This is a genomic window from Streptomyces sp. Z26 (genome assembly GCF_003665095.1).
Classification (GTDB): Bacteria; Actinomycetota; Actinomycetes; order Streptomycetales; family Streptomycetaceae; genus Streptomyces; species Streptomyces phytohabitans.
Genome location: NZ_RCHV01000002.1, coordinates 4,920,907 through 4,937,955, shown reverse-complemented (window position 1 = coordinate 4,937,955; position 17,049 = coordinate 4,920,907). Strand labels below are relative to the sequence as shown.

13 protein-coding genes are annotated in these 17,049 nt (G+C 73.4%); 9 read left to right on the top strand and 4 right to left on the bottom strand.

All coding sequences use genetic code 11. The features are described 5' to 3' along the window. The first annotated feature begins 158 nt into the window (after positions 1-158). The gene (locus D7M15_RS21555; RefSeq protein WP_206337401.1) at positions 159-728 is read left to right on the top strand and encodes a DoxX family membrane protein; all 570 of its coding nucleotides are present in this window, start codon (positions 159-161) and stop codon (positions 726-728) included. Here the strand turns inward: D7M15_RS21555 and D7M15_RS21550 are convergent. Beyond that, positions 709-1,458 carry an SDR family oxidoreductase gene (locus tag D7M15_RS21550; protein WP_121519002.1) on the bottom strand — a complete coding sequence of 250 codons (750 nt, stop codon included), beginning with the start codon at positions 1,456-1,458 and terminating at the stop codon, positions 709-711. The two genes, D7M15_RS21555 and D7M15_RS21550, sit on opposite strands and share 20 nt — an antisense overlap. A 340-nt stretch (positions 1,459-1,798) precedes the next feature. Further along, a complete protein-coding gene (locus tag D7M15_RS21545) occupies positions 1,799-2,296 on the bottom strand; it encodes an ATP-binding protein (RefSeq protein ID WP_240649411.1) in 498 nt (165 codons plus the stop codon). A 450-nt stretch (positions 2,297-2,746) separates the two neighbouring features. On the opposite strand from D7M15_RS21545, the gene D7M15_RS21540 reads away from it, so the two are divergent. Continuing rightward, the gene (locus D7M15_RS21540; RefSeq protein ID WP_121519000.1) at positions 2,747-3,565 is read left to right on the top strand and encodes an SAM-dependent methyltransferase; all 819 of its coding nucleotides are present in this window, start codon (positions 2,747-2,749) and stop codon (positions 3,563-3,565) included. Positions 3,566-3,623: 58 nt separating this feature from the next. Here the strand turns inward: D7M15_RS21540 and D7M15_RS21535 are convergent, their stop codons facing one another. After that, positions 3,624-4,391: an enoyl-CoA hydratase-related protein gene (locus tag D7M15_RS21535; RefSeq protein ID WP_121518999.1), complete on the bottom strand. Its 768-nt coding sequence runs from the start codon at positions 4,389-4,391 to the stop codon at positions 3,624-3,626. A 160-nt stretch (positions 4,392-4,551) separates the two neighbouring features. On the opposite strand from D7M15_RS21535, the gene D7M15_RS21530 reads away from it, so the two are divergent. Then, complete coding sequence (locus tag D7M15_RS21530; RefSeq protein ID WP_240649410.1) at positions 4,552-5,670, top strand: CopD family protein; 1,119 nt, start codon at positions 4,552-4,554, stop codon at positions 5,668-5,670. 44 nt (positions 5,671-5,714) lie between these two features. On the opposite strand, the gene D7M15_RS21525 is transcribed toward D7M15_RS21530, so the two are convergent. Beyond that, on the bottom strand, positions 5,715-6,962 hold the full coding sequence (locus tag D7M15_RS21525; RefSeq protein ID WP_121518997.1) for an Ig-like domain-containing protein: 1,248 nt from the start codon (positions 6,960-6,962) through the stop codon (positions 5,715-5,717). A 438-nt stretch (positions 6,963-7,400) separates the two neighbouring features. Between D7M15_RS21525 and D7M15_RS21520 the strand changes: the two genes are divergently transcribed. From D7M15_RS21520 to D7M15_RS21495, 6 genes are all read left to right on the top strand, one after another. Beyond that, on the top strand, positions 7,401-8,666 hold the full coding sequence (locus D7M15_RS21520) for an MFS transporter (protein WP_240649707.1): 1,266 nt from the start codon (positions 7,401-7,403) through the stop codon (positions 8,664-8,666). 34 nt (positions 8,667-8,700) lie between these two features. Beyond that, entirely contained in the window at positions 8,701-10,674 is a 1,974-nt protein-coding gene (locus D7M15_RS21515; protein WP_121518996.1) for an ABC transporter ATP-binding protein, read from the top strand. After that, complete coding sequence (locus tag D7M15_RS21510) at positions 10,671-12,581, top strand: ABC transporter ATP-binding protein (RefSeq protein WP_165906312.1); 1,911 nt, start codon at positions 10,671-10,673, stop codon at positions 12,579-12,581. Before D7M15_RS21515 ends, D7M15_RS21510 begins: the two co-directional genes overlap by 4 nt. 185 nt (positions 12,582-12,766) lie before the next feature. Then, positions 12,767-13,975 (top strand): cytochrome P450, encoded by a 1,209-nt coding sequence (locus D7M15_RS21505; RefSeq protein ID WP_121518995.1) that lies wholly within the window; start codon positions 12,767-12,769, stop codon positions 13,973-13,975. Between the two features lie 55 nt (positions 13,976-14,030). After that, positions 14,031-15,077 (top strand): type III polyketide synthase, encoded by a 1,047-nt coding sequence (locus D7M15_RS21500; protein WP_121518994.1) that lies wholly within the window; start codon positions 14,031-14,033, stop codon positions 15,075-15,077. Positions 15,078-15,327: 250 nt separating this feature from the next. Then, on the top strand, positions 15,328-16,923 hold the full coding sequence (locus D7M15_RS21495) for a M4 family metallopeptidase (RefSeq protein WP_121518993.1): 1,596 nt from the start codon (positions 15,328-15,330) through the stop codon (positions 16,921-16,923). Positions 16,924-17,049: the final 126 nt, after the last annotated feature.

Here is a 17,049-nt window from a genome sequence, read left to right as displayed (position 1 = left end):
GGAATCAGGAGTAGGAGCGGGAGGGCGCGGGAAGCCGAGGTGTCCTCGGGCCCGCCGCGCACGCCCGTTCCGCCCGACCTTCCCGTCGGGCGCCACGGACGACGGGCGGGCCCCCGCTCGTGACGACCGCGAGACCGCGCAACGCGAAAGGTGCCCTCATGATCCTCCGCCGCATCGCCCGGCCCCTGTTGGCCGCGATCTTCATCTCCGGCGGCGTCAACGCCCTCCGTAACAGCCAGGAGCACGCCAAGTCCGCCGGCCCGTTCCTCGACAAGGCGCTGGGCGACCGTGCCGAGCAGCTGCCCGACTCCGTGCCCACCGACGCGGAGACGCTGGTGAAGGTGGACGCGGCGGTGAAGATCGGCGCGGGCACGCTGTTCGCGCTGGGCCGGTGCCCGCGCCTGTCCGCGGCCCTGCTGCTGGGCAGCCTCGTACCGACGACCGCCGCCGCGCACGCGTTCTGGGAGCACGAGGACGAGGAGGCGCGGCAGCAGCACCTGATCCACTTCCTGAAGAACGCGGGCCTCGCCGGTGGCCTGCTGCTGGCCGTCGCGGACACCGAGGGCAAGCCCTCGCTGGGCTGGCGCACCCGGCACGCCGCGCACTCGGCGGGAAAGCACGTGCAGACCACCCAGCAGCGCGTGCAGAAGAACGCGCAGAAGAAGGGGAAGCAGGTCAGGAAGCAGGGCAAGCGCGTGGGCGACGAGGTCAGCCGATACCGCCCGTAGCGTGCACGAGCTGGCCGGTCAGCCAGCGGCCGTCGGGACCGGCCAGCAGGGCGACGACGGACGCGATGTCGTCCGGTTGGCCGAGACGGCGCAACGGCGTGAGGCGGGCGACCTGCTCCAGGGACTCCGCCGGGTTGGTGCCGCGCAGCAGATCGGTGTCGGTGGCCCCCGGGCAGACCGCGTTGACGGTGATGCCACGGGGGCCCAGCTCTGTCGCGGCGACCTTCGTCAGCTGCTCGACGGCGCCCTTGCTGGCGGCGTAGGCGGCGGTACCGGGGGCGGGGCGCGTGGTGTTGAGGGTGGAGATGTTGATGACGCGCCCGTTGTCCCGCATCGTGCGCGCCGCGTGGCGCATCGTCAGGAACGTGGAACGGGCGTTGACCTCCATCGCCGCGTCGTACAGTTCCTCGTCCGTCGCCGCGAGCGACGTCGGGGTGAACTCCGCGGCGGCGTTGTTCACGAGGATGTCCAGGCCGTCGAGCATCTCGTCGGCGGCGGCCATCAGTTCGGCGGCGGCGCCCCTGCGGGCGAGGTCGACGCGGATGCCGTACGCCTTCGAGCCGCCCGGTCCGCCGCCCACCGCGCGCTCCACGTCGGCGGCGGCCTCCGCGCTGTGCGCGTAGTTGAAGACGACGGTGGCGCCCTCCGCCGCCAGCCGCTCCACGATGGCGCGGCCGATCCCGCGCGTACCGCCGGTGACCACCGCTCCCTTGCCGCTGAACTGGCCCATGCCGGTTCTCCTCCCCGTTTCCCGCTCGTGGTGCGTGGTGCGGTGTTCACCGCTCTCGGTCGTTTCGTCCCCTTTTTCCGTGGCTCGCGCACGGATGTCGGCGCGTTCATGCATGGGACCCCGTCTCGCGTGGTACCGGAGAGGGACTCCGCGCGTTCGACAGGGAGCCCGCGGACCAGTGCCCAGCGCCCGTCCCGGGGCGGTCGTGGGGCGCGGCCGTCGGGGAGCCGTCCGTTCGGGTCCGCCCCGTCCGGACCTCCCGGCGGTGTCCAATCCCCTCGCTGAGGGGTCGGTCCAGCGGGGGCCCGGACCGGACCTCCCGCCGAGGGCCCGTCACCCGTCAACCGGGGGGCGGTGGTACGCGCATCTCGAACCACGTCGTCTTGCCACGCGGCAGCAGGTCCACGCCCCAACGGTCGGACAGCAGGTCGACGAGGAAGAGTCCGCGCCCGCTGGTGTCCAGCTCGTGCACCGGCAGCAGGCAGGGCAGGCCCCGGGAGGGGTCGCGGACCTCGACGCGTATCCAGGTCTGCCGCCGCTGCATCCGCAGCCCGAAGGCGTGGGCGCCGGTGTGCCGTACGGCGTTCCCGACCAGTTCGGAGACGAGCAGCACGGCGTGCTCGGTGGGTTGCGGCGGCAGCGCCCAGCGCAGTTGGAGAACGGCCTGCGCCAGTCGGCGTGCCGTGCTCGCGGACTCCGGCCGGTTGGGCAGCCGCACCTCGCCCGCCGTGGGGTCTCCGACGAGTTCGAGGACGGTGCGCGCCGACTCGCCGGGCACCGTGTCGCCTGCCGCGTCCGGTGCCTCGGTCGCACTCGACGCGTCTCCCTCTCCCGCCATGGGGACCATCATGGCTGGCGCGCGGTGAATTCGTGGCCGATCCGCGGGATTGCGGAGAGTACCGGCGAGTAGGCCGCGTGCGAGCGCCCTCCGGCGTACGCGTCGCGCCCCGACGTGCGCCCCGCGCGGCGCGTACCGCATCCTTGTATCCGCCCGCACCCGCCCGTGACCTGCCCCTCGGCCGGCCCACGGGCCCGTGGCGGTCCCGCGCCCGCGCGCGCGTACGCCGTACACCCACGGCGCGCGCGTACGGGACCCGGCGGAGCGCGGCCGGGGTCGCGGCGGCGCCCCGGTGGGAGACTGCACCGTGAGCTGACGCCCGGTCAGCCCGCGCGGACGGGCCCTCCGTACGAGTGTCCCCGGGCGGGTGGGGAACGGGCGGGCAGCACGACCGGGCGCCGACACGCGGCGGCCGCCGGAGCACAGTGGCGTACAGGAAGGCGAACGGACATGGCGGACGGCGGCAACGAGGCCGGCATCCCGGCGGGCGACCGGATCGACAACACCCGGCCGCACTCGGCGCGCATATGGAACTACCTGGCCGACGGCAAGGACTACTACCAGGTCGACGCCGAGGCCGCCGAACGCGTCCTGGCCGTCTTCCCCGGCATGCGCGACGTGACCGCCGAGTCGCGCGCGTTCATCGGCCGGGTCGTACGGCACCTGGCCGAGGAGGAGGGCGTACGGCAGTTCCTGGACGTCGGCACCGGCCTGCCCACCCGGGACAACACCCACGAGGTGGCGCAGCGTGCCGCGCCGGAGTGCCGGATCGTGTACGTGGACAACGACCCGCTGGTGCTCGCGCACGCCCGCGCGCTGCTGTCCAGCGCGCCCGAGGGGCGGTGCGACTACGTGGACGCCGACGTACGCGACCCCGACCGCATCCTGGAACAGGCCGCCGAGACCCTGGACTTCACGCGGCCGGTCGCGCTGCTGCTGATGGGCATCCTCGCCTTCATCCCCGACTACGACGACGCGCGCGCCACCGTGCGCCGCCTCGTCGACGCCCTCCCGTCCGGCAGCTACCTCGGCCTGAACGACGGCTCCGCGACCGACCCCGCGTACGTCGAGGCCCTGCGCCGCCACAACGAGAGCAGCGGCGCCGCCCCGTACACGGCGCGCACCCCGGTGGAGATCGCCGGGTACTTCGACGGGCTGGAGCTGCTGCCGCCCGGCGTGGTGTCCTGCGCGCGGTGGCGGCTGGAGGCGACGCCGCTGGAGGAGCCGCGGGAGGTCGCGGTGTACGGGGGGCTGGCGCGCAAGCCGTGACGGGCGGGCGGCGTACGGGCGTACGGTGCCGCGCCGTACGCCGCCGTCGGTCAGCGGGTCAGCGGAAGCGGGCCTTCCCCGGGCCCTCCTCGACGAAGCTGCGCATCCCGGTCTCCCGGTCCTCGGTGGCGAACAGCCCGGCGAACCAGGTGCGTTCGAGCGCCAGACCGGTGTCGATGTCCGCCTCCAGGCCGCTGTCGACCGACTCCTTCGCCGCCCGCAGCGCCGTCGCGGGCCCGGCCGCCAGCGCGGCCGCCCACTCGTGCGCCCGCGCGTACACCTCGTCGTCCGGCACCACCCGGTCGACGAGACCGAGCGCCAGCGCCTCGTCCGCGCGGACCTGGCGGCCGGTGAAGATGAGGTCCTTCGCCTTCGACGGGCCGATCAGCCGCGGCAGCCGCTGCGTGCCGCCCGCGCCCGGGATCAGCCCGAGCAGGATCTCGGGCTGGCCGAGCTTCGCGCGCTCGCCCGCGACGCGGAAGTCCGCGCAGAGCGCCAACTCGCAGCCGCCGCCCAGCGCGTAGCCGGTGACGGCCGCGACGACCGGCTTGGGGACGCGCGCCACGGCGGTGAACGCGTCCTGGAGGCCGCGCGACCGGGCGACCATCGCCACGTGGTCCATGCGCTGCATCTCCTTGATGTCCGCGCCCGCGGCGAACACCTTCTCCCCGCCGTAGAGCACCACGGCGCGCACGTCGTCCCGCGCGGTGACCTCCGCGGCCAGCGCCCGCAGACCGTCCTGCATGGCGATGTCGAGCGCGTTCATCGGGGGCCGGTCGAGGCGGACGGTGCCGACGCCGTCGGCGACTTCCAGGTTCACAGTCATACGGGGCAGGTTAGCCGCCGTTCACACGGACGGGGCAGGGCGCCGGTACGGGTCCGGGGACCGTACGGCGGCGGCGTCCGGCCGTGACGTCCCCGGTCACCCGCGATGGCGCCGTATGTCCGATCTTGCCGCACCACAGCACCATGTACATGATCGAGCGGTGACAGTCTCCGACCGCACCGGCGGACACGCGCGCCCCCGTTCCCCGCTCCCCCTCACCGCCCCGCTCCCGCCCCGTACATTCGTCGGGTCCCGTACGCCCGTCGAGGCCCGGCGCCGCGTGCCGCGCGCCCCGGTCACCGCGGCGCTCGCGGCGGCGGGCGCGCTCGGCGCGCTGTACGGCGCGGCGCTCGCCACCTCCGGTACGGGCGAACCGTACGCGCCCGGCGCCGGACCGGCGGCCCTGCTGCGCGCCGGGCTGTACCTCGCGCTCGCCGTGCTCCTCGGCGAGGCCGCGGGCGCGCGCATGGCCCGCACCCTGCCGGAGGCGCCCGGCCCGCCGCCGCCGAGCCGGGCGACGTGGGCCGCCCTGGCGGGCGTGGTCTGCGCCGAGGCGCAGCTCCTGCTGCTGGACGGCGGCGGGTTCCTGGACGGCGGGCCGGGCGGCGGGCAGCACCTCGACGTGTACGGCACCCGTACGGGCGGACTGGCCCATCTCGCCGCCAACGGCTTCCTCCTCGCCGCCCTCTGCCTCGGCACCGGCCGCCGCGCCTGGGCGCCCGTACCACTGGCGGCGGTCGTGGTCGCGGAGGCGCTGCGCGCGCACCCGGAGGACGACACCCCGCTGGTCGGCGCGCTGCTCACGGCCACCCACCTGACGGCGGCCGCGCTGTGGGTCGGCGGCCTGCTGTACGTGCTGCGCGTCGGGGTGCTGTGGCGTGGACACCCGTACGCGGTACGGGCGTTGCTGCTGCGCTGGGCCCGGCTGGCGGCGGCCGCGTTCACGGCGGTGGCCGTCACGGGCACGTGCAGCACGCTGCGGCGGCTGCCGCCGGAGGAGGTGCTGAAGACGGCGTACGGGCGGACGCTGCTGGTGAAGCTGGCGCTCTTCGCGGCGGTCAGCGCGCTGGCGCTGGCCGCGCGGCGCGGCCTGACGGACGGGGGTGGGGAGCGTGACGGGGACCGGGAGCGGCGCGGGGGCCGGGAGGGCGAACCGGGGCCCGACGGCCCGGGGTGCGACCAGGTGCTGCGACCGGCGCGGGTGGAGTGGTGGGCGCTTGCCGCCGTGGTCGTGGTGTCCGCGGTGCTGACGGTCGTACCGGTGCCGACGCCGGGATGACCGGCCGGGACCTCACCGGTCCCGGCCCGTGGCGGGCGGCCGGGTCAGGACTTCGTCCACTCCTTCCAGTCCATGTTCCAGCCGTTGAAGCCGTTCTCCGGGGCGATGGTCTCGTCGTCGGACTTCGTCACCTCGACGACGTCACCGACGAGGGAGTTCTTGAAGAACCACGCGGCGGGCGTGGACGAGCCGCCGCCCTTGTGGTCGAACAGCCCCACGCAGCCGTGGCTGGCGTTCTGCGCGCCGAACGTCGCCTCGCCCGCCCAGTAGTTGCCGTGGATGAACGTGCCGGAGGTGCTCAGCCGCATCGCGTGCGGCACGTCCTTGATGTCGTACTCGCCGCCGAAGCCCACGGTCTCCCCGTCCATCCGGGTCACCTTGTGCTTCTCGCTGATCACCATCTTGCCGTTGTACGTGGTGTTGGGCGCCTTGCCCGCCGTGATCGGGATGGTCTTGATCTTCTTCCCGTCCCGCGTGACGGTCATCTCCTTCTTCTTGGCGTCCACCACGCTGACCTGGCTGCGGCCCACCGTGAAGTCGATGCTCTTGTCCTGGGTGCCGTAGACGCCCGAGGCGCCCTCGACGCCCTTCAGGTCCATCCTCAGGCTGACCTTGGTGCCCTTCTTCCAGTACTCCTCCGGCCGGAAGTCGATCCGGTCGTCACCGAACCAGTGCCCGCGCACGTCGACTTCGGGGTCGGCGCTGACCTTCAGGGCCTTCTCGACGTCCGCGCGGTGCTCGACCGGCCGGTCGAAGGTGATCGACACGGGCATCCCGACGCCGACCTCCTGGCCGTCCTCCGGTGTGAAGCGGCCGAGGAACGTCTCGTCGGCAGCGACCGTGCGGAACGCGGAGTTCTTGGCGGAAACCCGACCCTCGGAGTCCTCGGCGCGCGCGTCGACGGTGTACTCGGTCTCGGCCCGCAGCCGCCCGTCCGGCTTCCAGGACGCGCCGTCCGCGGCCAGCTTGCCCGCGATCTCGCGGTCGTCGCCGTCCCGCACGACGACCTTCGTGAGCTTGCCGCCCGACGCCGTCACCTTCAGCGCGCCGGACGTGCCCACGCCCTTCGCGCCGTCCTTCGGGGCGACCGCGACGACCGCGTCCGAGGGGCCCTTCGGGGTGTCCTCGCCGCGCTGCCGGTCGGCGGCGGCCGAGTCGCCGTCGCCGCCGAACGAGGCGACGGCCAACAGCACCAGGACCAGCAGCAGGCCGAGCACCGCGACGGACCCGCCGATGACGCGGCCCCTGCCGTCCCCGTTCACCGCGCCACGTATCGCGTCCGCTTTCAGCATGGCTTTGAGATCCACGACGGCTCCCCCTTGAGTCCCGCTCGCACGTGCCGCGCACTCCGCGTGCGCCCCCGGTTCCGCGTACGTCCTCCGCGCGGCGGGCCGTGACCCGGATCGCCACCGGCGGGCGTGATTTTCGGACACCTGAAGAAAACCACACCGTCATACGGCGTCGAGCACCACGGATGTCACCGTTCGGTCGCAGTTTCCTCCGCCCGCACGGATACTGCCCAGGCTGCCCCCGGCGACACCCGGCACCCAACGGGCGGCGCGGCGCGGTGGGTTGGACGCGTGACGGAACGCCTCGGTGTGTGCCGGGAACTCCGTGGACACGTCGCACGGTCCGCACGAGACTCGGGCCCCGTGACCGAAGCCGCCGCCGGGACGCCCGCCGAGCCCCACGCCGAGACCGCCCCCGCACCCCGCTCCGCGACCGCGCCCCTGCCCCCGCCCCGGCTGTGGAACCGGGACTTCGCCCTGTTCTTCACCGCGCGCGGCGTCGCCAAGCTCGGCGACGCGATGCTGCCCGTCGCGCTCTCCGCGGGACTGCTCGGACAGGGACTCGGCGCCGGGGCGATCGGCTACGCGCTGGCGTCGTTCTCCGTGTGCTTCGCCGGTTTCGTCGTCTTCGGCGGCGTGTTCGCGGACCGCTTCGACACCCGCGCGCTGATGGTCGGCGCGGACGTGGTCCGGGTCTGCTCGCAGTCCTTGGCGGCGGCGCTGTTCTTCGGCGGCCACGTGGTGCTGTGGCAGATCTGCGCCATCGGCGCGGTGAACGGCGTCGCCGCCGGGCTGTTCCAGCCGGGCGTCGCCAGCACCGTCCCCCGGGTCGCGCGGGACGTGCAGGGCGCGAACGGCACGATCCGCACGGCCGAGTCCCTGACGATGCTCGCCGGACCCGCGCTCGCCGGGGTGCTGGTCGCGCTCACCTCCCCCGGCGGGGTGTTCGCCGCGCACGCGGCGACGTACGCGCTGAGCGCGGGCTGCCTGCTGCTGCTCCGGCCCGCACCGTACCCGCACGAGTACGCGCACGGGCGCGCGCCGGACGCGGGGCGCGCGGCACGGCGGCGTACGACGTACCGGGCCGATCTGGCCGAGGGCTGGCGGGAGTTCAGGGCGCGCGACTGGATGTGGGGCGTGATCCTCGTCTGGATGGTCCTCATGGTCACGGCCACCGGCCCGCTCGTGCCGCTGACGGCGGCCGAGATCATCCCGGCGCACGGCGCGGGCGCGTACGGGCTGGTCAACTCGGCGCTGGGGGCGGGTACGGCCGTCGGCGGGCTCCTCGCGCTCCGCGCCCGCCCCGTACGGCTGCTGCGCGCCGGGTCGTTCGCCCTCTTCGGCTACGCGCTCTACCCGGCGGCGGTCGGCGCGCAGCTGCCGCTGCCGGCCGTGACGGCGTGCACGGCGGTCTCCGGCGCGTCGGTCGCCTTCTGGGGCGTGATGTGGGCGACCACCGTGCAGACGCAGGTGCCGGGCCCCGTCCTGAACCGCGTCCACGCCTACGAGGTGGCGGGCTCCCTCGCCATGCTGCCCGTGGGCCAGGCACTGGCGGGTCCGGCGGCGGCGGTGTTCGGAGCGCGTACGGTGCTGCTCGCCGGGGCGGTCATGGTCCTCGCGGTGTGCGGCGCGCTGCTGTCCGTACCGGCGATCCGTACGCTGCGGCGCGTGGAACGCCCCGTCGGGACGGGACCGAAAACCGGGTGAGCGATGTCAGCGGCCGACCGTAACCTCGCTCGTGATGACTGCCACCCCCACGTCCGGCGCCACCGCGAGCCCGGCGTCAGCCGACCCGACCCCGGCGCCCGCCTCCGCGCCGGAGCCGAAGCGGTCCGCCGTACGGTCGCTGCTGCGCCTGTGGCCCTACGTACGGCCGGTGCGGGTGCGGCTGTCCGCCGCCGCGCTCGTCGGGATCGTCGCCTCGTGCCTGGGCCTGGCCATCCCGCTGATCCTGAAGTGGCTGGTGGACGGCCCGGTGGCGGACCGCGACGCGGGCGGCGTGTGGCTCGGCGGCGCGCTGCTGCTCGGTGTGGGCGTGGCGGAGGCGGCGCTGTTCGGGCTGCGGCGCTGGCTGGTGGCGCGGCCGTTGGCGGGCGTCGAGGCGGCGATGCGGGCGGACCTGTACGGGCGGCTGCAACGGCTGCCGGTCGCCTTCCACGACCGGTGGGCGAGCGGCCAACTGCTGTCGCGGGCGACCACGGACCTCCAGCTGCTGCGGATGTTCCTCGCCTTCCCGTTGACGTTCCTGCTGGTCAACACCGCGACGATCGTGGTGGGTTGCACGATCATGCTGCTCCAGGAGTGGACCCTGGGGCTGGTCGTCCTCACCCCGCTGCTCCCGCTGGCCGCGCTGTGCTGGCTGTTCGAGGTGCGCTACGCCGTGGCGGCGCGCCGGGCGCAGGACCAGATCGGTGACCTGACGACCGTCGTCGAGGAGGCGGTCCTCGGCATCCGCGTCATCAAGGGCTTCGGCCGCCACCGCAGCCAGGCCCGCGCGTTCCACGCGCAGTCGGACCTGCTGCTGCACACCGAGCTGCGCAAGGCCCGGCTCCTGGCCGGGATCTGGGCGCTGATCATGGCGCTGCCGGAGGTCGCCGTGGGCGCCGCGCTGGTCCTCGGCACGGTGCAGGTCGCGGACGGCGACCTGTCGGCGGGCACCCTGGTGGCGTTCCTGTCGACGGCGCTGGCGCTGCGCTGGCCGGTGGAGTCGCTGGGCTTCCTGCTCGCGATGAGCAACGAGGCGGCGACGGCGACGGACCGCTTCTTCGAGGTCATGGACACCCCGGTCCCGGCGGACGCGGCGGCCCTGGAGCGGGAGACGGAGCCGGAACGGCCCCCCGCCACCGACCCGGCCGCGCGTACGGCGCCCGCCGCCCCGGCCGCCCCCGACGGGCTGCGCCTCAGCGGCGTCACCTTCCGCTACCCGGACGCGCCGCCCGGCGCCCCGCCCGTCCTCGACGGCGTCGACCTGCACGTCGCGTCCGGCGAGACGCTCGCGCTCGTCGGCGGCACGGGCAGCGGCAAGACGACGCTCACCGCGCTCGTACCCCGGCTGCACGAGGTGACGTCCGGCCGGATCACGTTGGACGGCACCGACGTCACCACGCTGCCTCGGGAGCGGCTGCGCTCCCTGGTGGCCGTGGCGTTCGAGGAGCCGACGCTGTTCTCCGCGACCGTCGCCGAGAACGTGCTGATGGGCGGGGCGGACGCGGGTGCGCGGGAGTTGCGGCGCGCGCTGCGCGTCGCGCAGGCCGAGGGCTTCGTGGACGCGCTGCCCGAGGGCACCGGCACCCAGGTCGGGGAGCAGGGCCTGTCCCTGTCCGGCGGCCAGCGGCAGCGCCTCGCGCTGGCCCGCGCGGTGGTCGGCACCCCGCGCTTCCTGGTGATGGACGACCCGCTGTCCGCGCTGGACGTGCGGACGGAGGCGGCGGTCGAGGCGGCGCTGCGCGAGGCGCTGGCCGGTACGACCGCGCTGGTCGTCGCGCACCGCCCGTCGACGGTGCTGCTCGCGGACCGGGTGGCACTGCTGTCCGGCGGCCGGATCACGGCGGTGGGCACCCACCGCGAACTGCTGCGCCGCAGCCCGGAGTACGCGGCGCTGATGACCGGCGAGCGGGGCGGCGAGCAGCCCGACGGTGACGGGGCCGACACCCCCGGGGACGCGGACGGCGGCGCCCGTACGGCGGACGCGGCGACCGAGGGGAGCGTACGGTGACCACGACCGTGGACGGGCAGGCGCCCGACGGCACGGGTGACCCGGAACGGGCGGCCGAACCCACGGCCGCCACGCCCACGGCACCTCCCGCACCCCCCGAAACCGCCCCCGCCGACGACCCGTTCGACCGCGACGTGCTGCCCGCGCCCCCCGGCGCGTCCCGCGCGCTCCTCGGCTCGCTGCTGCGCCCGCACCGCCGCCGCGTCGCGCTGGCCGCCGTCCTGCTGCTGGTGCAGCAGGCCGCCGTGCAGGCGGGCCCGCTGCTGGTGGCGTACGCCATCGACCGCGCCGTCCCGGCGTTCCGCGACGACGGCGACCGGGGGCCGCTGGTGGCGGTCGCCGTCGGGTACCTGGTGTGCGCGCTGGCGGCCGGGCTGCTCCAGTTCGCGTTCATCCGCACGGCCGCCCGCGTCAACCAGCGGGTGCTGCTCGCCCTGCGCGGCCGGATCTACCGGCACGCGCAGGCCCTCAGCGTCGACTTCCACGACCGCTACACCTCCGGTCGGCTCATCTCCCGCGCCACCACCGACGTGGAGTCGCTGCGCGAGCTGCTCGACGAGGGCCTCCAGGAGCTGCTGACGATCTCGGTGTCGGTGGCGTACATCTGCGCGACGCTGCTCTGGCTCGACCTCGGTCTGGGCGCCGCCGCGCTGCTGTCGTTCGTGCCGCTGGCGCTGCTGGTACGGAACTTCCAGGTGCGTTCGATGCGCGTGTACCGGCTGCGGTCCACGGCCATCGCGGCGGTCATCGTGAAGTTCGCGGAGACGATGAACGGCATCCGCCCGGTGCAGTCGTTCCGCCGCGAGGCCGCCAACGACGCGGCGTTCCGCGAGCTGAACCACCGCCACCTGCGGGTCAACGGCGACGCCATCCTGGAGATGGCGCGCTACGTCGTCTCGTCCCGGCTGACCGCCAACACCGCCGTGGCCGCCGTCGTGGTCTGGGGCGCGTACCGGGTGGCCGACGGCGGTCTCGCGCTCGGCGTGCTCGCCGCCGCCGCGCTCTACCTGCGGCGGCTGTACGACCCGATCGACCACCTCGGGATGTTCCTCAACTCCCTCCAGTCCGCCGCCGCGTCGCTGGAGAAGATCGCCGGGCTGCTCGCGCAGCGCCCGTCCGTGCCGGAGCCCGCCGAGCCGCGCGGACTGCCCGCGCGCGCGGAGCGGGGCCACGGGCGCGAGGTCGTCTTCGAGGGCGTGCGCTTCACGTACCGTACGGGCGCCGAGGTGCTCGCCCCGTTCGACCTGACGCTGCCCGCCGGGCAGACGGTGGCGGTCGTCGGCTCGACGGGCGCGGGCAAGTCGACGCTGGCGAAGCTGCTGGCGCGCTTCTACGACCCGTCCGCGGGCCGCGTCCTGCTCGACGGCACGGACCTGCGCGACCTGGACACGGCCACGCTGCGGGACGCGGTCGTGATGGTCACGCAGGAGGCGTTCCTCTTCTCCGGCACGGTCGCGGAGAACATCGCGATCGGTCGCCCGGACGCGTCCCGCGCGGAGATCGAGGGGGCGGCGCGGGCGATCGGCGCGCACGACTTCATCACGGAGCTGCCCGACGGGTACGACACGGACGTGCGCAAGCGCGGCGGCCGTATCTCCGCCGGCCAGCGGCAACTCGTCGCGTTCGCCCGCGCGTTGCTCGCCGACCCGGCCGTGCTGATCCTGGACGAGGCGACGTCCTCGCTGGACGTCCCCGGTGAACGGGCGGTGCAGCGCGCGATGGACACGGTGCTGCGAGGCCGTACGGCCGTGGTGATCGCGCACCGGCTGTCGACGGTGGACATCGCGGACCGGGTGCTGGTGCTGGCGGACGGCCGGATCGTGGAGGACGGCACCCCGGCCGAACTGACCGCGGGCACCGGCCGCTTCGCGGACCTGCACCGCGCCTGGCGCGACAGCCTGGCCTGAACGCCGCGCCCCGCGCCGCCCCGTGGGGCCGGGCTAAGCGGAACGCCACTTTCCGCACGGTCCGACGAACGTACGATACGTGCCTCTATCGGTTATGACCCGCCATTCCGGAAGTGCCCGTGTCTGTACGTGGGTAGCTGTCCTGCGCCCCCTTCCGACTCCGAGTACGCCACGTGGGAGCGCACATGGACGACGCAGCCCGAGTGTGGGACTGCCCCTTCGACTACGCCGAGGGTCTCGAGTTCGACCCGCGGCTGCGCCGCCTCAGCACCGAGGAGCCGGTCGCCCGGATCAGGATGAAGTACGGCGAGGGGACGGCCTGGCTGGCCACCCGCTACGACGACGTGCGCACCGTCACCAGCGACCGCCGGTTCAGCCGGAACGCCCTGGTGGGCCGGGACTTCCCGCGCATGACACCCGAACCGATCGTGCAGTCCGAGTCGATCAACCTGATGGACCCGCCCGCCAGCAGCCGACTCCGCAGCCTCGTCGCCAAGAGCTTCGCGCCACGCCACGTGGCACGGATGCGGACCCGTACGGAACGCGTCGTCGACGAACTGCTCGACGGGATGGAGGAGGCGGGGCCGCCCGCCGACCTCTTCGCGCGACTGGCGGCGCCGCTGCCGCTGACCACGGTCTGCGAGGCCCTCGACATCCCCGAGGAGACCCGGCCGTGGCTGCGCGGCCACGCCCTCACCATGATGAACACGGTGCGCAGCGGCAAGGAGGCGGCCGTACGCTCCAAGGCCGAACTGCGCGCGTACTTCACGGAGATCACCGCCGAACGCCGCCGCGCCCCCGGCGAGGACCTGATCAGCACCCTCGCCACCGCCCGCGACGACGACGCCGGGCTGCTGGACGACGACGAACTCGCCGTCATGGCCATGGTGTTGCTGATCACCGGACAGGACACGACGACGTACCAGCTGGCGAACATCGGCTACACGCTGCTCACCCGCCCCGACGTGCTGGACGCCGTACGCGCCGACCCGACGCGGCTGCCGCGCGTGCTGACGGAGCTGCTGCGCCACATCCCGTTCCGCAAGGGCGTCGGCATCCCGCGGATCGCCCTGGAGGACGTGGAGCTGGGCGGGGTGCTCGTACGGGCGGGGGACGTCGTGCACGTCTCGTACCTGACGGCGAACCGGGACCCGGAGAAGTTCCCCGAGCCGGACGAGGTCGACCTGGAACGCGACGCGGTGCCGCACATGACGTTCGGCTGGGGCGCGCACCACTGCCTGGGCGCGCCGCTCGCCGAGATGGAGCTGGAGGTGGCGTTCACGAAGCTGCTGGCGCGCTTCCCCGGGCTGCGGCTGGCCGTCGACCCGGCCGACGTGCCGTGGAACACCACCTCCATCTGGCGCCATCCCCTCGACCTCCCGGTCGCCTGGTGACCTCCGTGTCGCCGGTCGCCCCCAGCACCTCCCGATCCGAGCGGAGAGAGACTCCATGGCCACACTGTGCCGGCCGGCGGTCGCCGTGCCCGACCACGTCATCACCTGCGAGGAGACGATGGCACTCGCCCGGCGGATGCACGCCGGACACCCGCAACTGGACCTCGTGCTCCGGCTGATCGAGAACACCGGGGTCCGCACCCGGTACCTCGTCCGGCCGCTCGACGAGACCCTGAGCCACCCCGGCTTCGAGGCGCGCAACAAGGTCTACGAGGCGGAGGCCAAGGCACGCGTACCGCGCGTGGTGGACGGGGCGTTGGCGTACGCGAAGCTGGCGCCGGAGGACATCGACCTGATCGTGTACGTGTCGTGCACCGGCTTCATGATGCCGTCGCTCACCGCGTACCTGATCAACGCGATGGACTTCCGCCCGGAGACACGGCAGTTGCCGATCGCCCAACTGGGCTGCGCGGCGGGGGGCGCGGCCATCAACCGGGCGCACGACTTCTGCACGGCCTATCCGGGGTCGAACGTCCTCATCGTGTCCTGCGAGTTCTGCTCGCTCTGCTACCAGCCGGAGGACATCGGCGTCGGCTCGCTGCTCTCCAACGGCCTGTTCGGGGACGCGGTGTCGGCCGTGGTGATACGGGGTGAGGGCGGCACCGGCATGGGCATCGAGCGGAACAGCTCGCACCTGGTGCCGCACACGGAGGACTGGATCTCGTACGCCGTGCGGGAGACGGGATTCCACTTCCTGCTCGACAAGCGCGTTCCGGGCACGATGCGGATGCTCGCACCGGCGGTGCACACGCTCGTGGAACACCACGACTGGGAGGTGACCGCACTGGACTTCGCCATCGTCCACGCGGGCGGGCCGCGCATTCTGGACGACCTTTCGCATTACCTGGGACTCCCCGACAGCATGTTCCGTTTCAGTCGCGCGACGCTCACGGAGCGCGGCAACATCGCCAGTTCGGTGGTCTTCGACGCACTCGACCGGATGTTCACGGAAGGGTCCGCGACCGACACCGCGCGTGGTCTCGTCGCGGGTTTCGGACCGGGAATCACGGCGGAACTCGCCGTCGGCAGATGGCGGGCCTGAACGGCGTCCGGCGGGGGCGGATGCAGGTCAGGCCCTCACGGTTCCATTCCGTTCGTCACATTTCCCGGCCCGTGCAAAATTCTGGCCAAGGTCCCTCTTTTCGCCGATGCACTGGTGACATGTACGCGATCTCAATGGCAGGCTGCCGGAGCACCAAGAACGCGTACTGACATTCGTCACACGTACCTCGGTTCTGTCCGGACCAGCCCCCGGGGCTGGTCCGGTCCCCCATGACAGAGGAGAGACCGTAGTGAGAATCAGCAAGAAGACCCGCATATCCGCGCTCGCCGCCACGGCCGCCCTGGTCGCTGCGGGCGTCACCGCGGGGACCGCGGGTGCGTCCGCGCCGAAGCAGGCGGACGTGCCGGGCGGTGCGCCCGCCGCGCTCTCCGCGTCGCAGTACACCAAGATGGTGAAGGCCGCGGACACGGCGGACGCGAAGGCCGCCACGGCCAAGGAGATCGGCCTCGGCTCCAAGGAGGGCCTGGAGGTCAAGGACGTCATCAAGAACCAGGACGGTTCCGTCCACACGCGGTACGCGCGCACCTTCGACGGCCTGCCCGTCCTCGGCGGCGACCTGGTCGTCCACGAGACGAAGTCCGGCTACGCGAAGCGCGTCACCAAGGCCACCAAGGCCGAGATCAAGGTCTCGACCACCACGGCCGCCGCCGCGCAGAAGCCCGCCACGCCGAAGGCGAAGGGCAGCGAGGCCCCCCGCAAGGTCGTCTGGGCCGCCACCGGCAAGCCCGTACTGGCCTGGGAGACCGTCACCGGCGGCCTCCAGAAGGACGGCACGCCGAACGAGCTGCACACCGTCACGGACGCGCAGACCGGCAAGAAGCTGTACGAGTACCAGGGCATCCACAACGGCACCGGCGAGAGCATGTACGCCGGCAGCGTCGAGCTGGGCACCTCGGACGCGGACGGCAAGTTCACGCTGACCGACGCCGACCGCGGCGGCAACCAGACCCTCGACCTGGCCAACGGCCAGGGCGGCGAGGGCTCGCCGTTCACGGACGACGACGACAAGTGGGGCGACGGCACCGCGGCCGACAAGCAGACCGCCGCGGTCGACGCCCACTACGGCGCGCAGCTCACCTGGGACTACTACAAGAACGTCCACAAGCGCGACGGCATCGCCGGCGACGGCAAGGGCGCGGTCAGCAACGTCCACTACGGCGACAACTACGTCAACGCCTTCTGGGACGACAGCTGCTTCTGCATGACGTACGGCGACGGTGAGAACAACGAGCACCCGCTCACCTCGATCGACGTCGCGGCCCACGAGATGTCGCACGGCGTCACCTCGCACACCGCCGGTCTGGAGTACGCGGGCGAGTCGGGCGGCCTGAACGAGGCCACCTCCGACATCTTCGCGGCGGCCGTCGAGTTCAGCGCCGACAACCCCGAGGACGTCCCCGACTACATGGTCGGCGAGGAAATCGACATCAACGGCGACGGCACCCCGCTGCGCTACATGGACGAGCCCAGCAAGGACGGCTCCTCGCTCGACTTCTGGGACGAGAACGCGGGCGACGTCGACGTGCACTACTCGTCGGGCATCGCCAACCACTTCTTCTTCCTGCTGTCCGTCGGCAGCGGCGAGCGCGAGGTGAACGGCGTCAAGTACAACTCGCCGACCGCCGACGACTCGACCGTCGAGGGCATCGGCATCGAGAAGGCCGAGCAGATCTGGTACAAGGCCCTCTCCGAGGAGATGACCTCGACCACCGACTACGCCGCCGCCCGCGCGGCGACGGTCACCGCCGCCACCGGCCTGTACGGCGAGGGCAGCGAAGAGGTCAAGACGGTCGAGGCCGCCTGGGCCGCCGTCAACGTGAAGTAGTCGCCAGGCGACAGTCGTTCCGCACGTCGCGTCCCGTACGCGGCACCTGAGCGGCACGCGTGACAGCGCCGCCCTGCCGGAGGCCCCGAGCCCCCGGCAGGGCGGCGTCCGCCGTTTCCGGGACGT

Excerpts from the sequence above, each read along its gene's own strand:
- D7M15_RS21555 (WP_206337401.1), top strand. The coding sequence starts at position 159 with ATGATCCTCCGCCGCATCGCCCGGCCCCTGTTGGCCGCGATCTTCATC.
- D7M15_RS21550 (WP_121519002.1), bottom strand. The coding sequence starts at position 1,458 with ATGGGCCAGTTCAGCGGCAAGGGAGCGGTGGTCACCGGCGGTACGCGC.
- D7M15_RS21545 (WP_240649411.1), bottom strand. The coding sequence starts at position 2,296 with ATGGCGGGAGAGGGAGACGCGTCGAGTGCGACCGAGGCACCGGACGCG.
- D7M15_RS21540 (WP_121519000.1), top strand. The coding sequence starts at position 2,747 with ATGGCGGACGGCGGCAACGAGGCCGGCATCCCGGCGGGCGACCGGATC.
- D7M15_RS21535 (WP_121518999.1), bottom strand. The coding sequence starts at position 4,391 with ATGACTGTGAACCTGGAAGTCGCCGACGGCGTCGGCACCGTCCGCCTC.
- D7M15_RS21525 (WP_121518997.1), bottom strand. The coding sequence starts at position 6,962 with ATGCTGAAAGCGGACGCGATACGTGGCGCGGTGAACGGGGACGGCAGG.
- D7M15_RS21515 (WP_121518996.1), top strand. The coding sequence starts at position 8,701 with ATGACTGCCACCCCCACGTCCGGCGCCACCGCGAGCCCGGCGTCAGCC.
- D7M15_RS21505 (WP_121518995.1), top strand. The coding sequence starts at position 12,767 with ATGGACGACGCAGCCCGAGTGTGGGACTGCCCCTTCGACTACGCCGAG.
- D7M15_RS21500 (WP_121518994.1), top strand. The coding sequence starts at position 14,031 with ATGGCCACACTGTGCCGGCCGGCGGTCGCCGTGCCCGACCACGTCATC.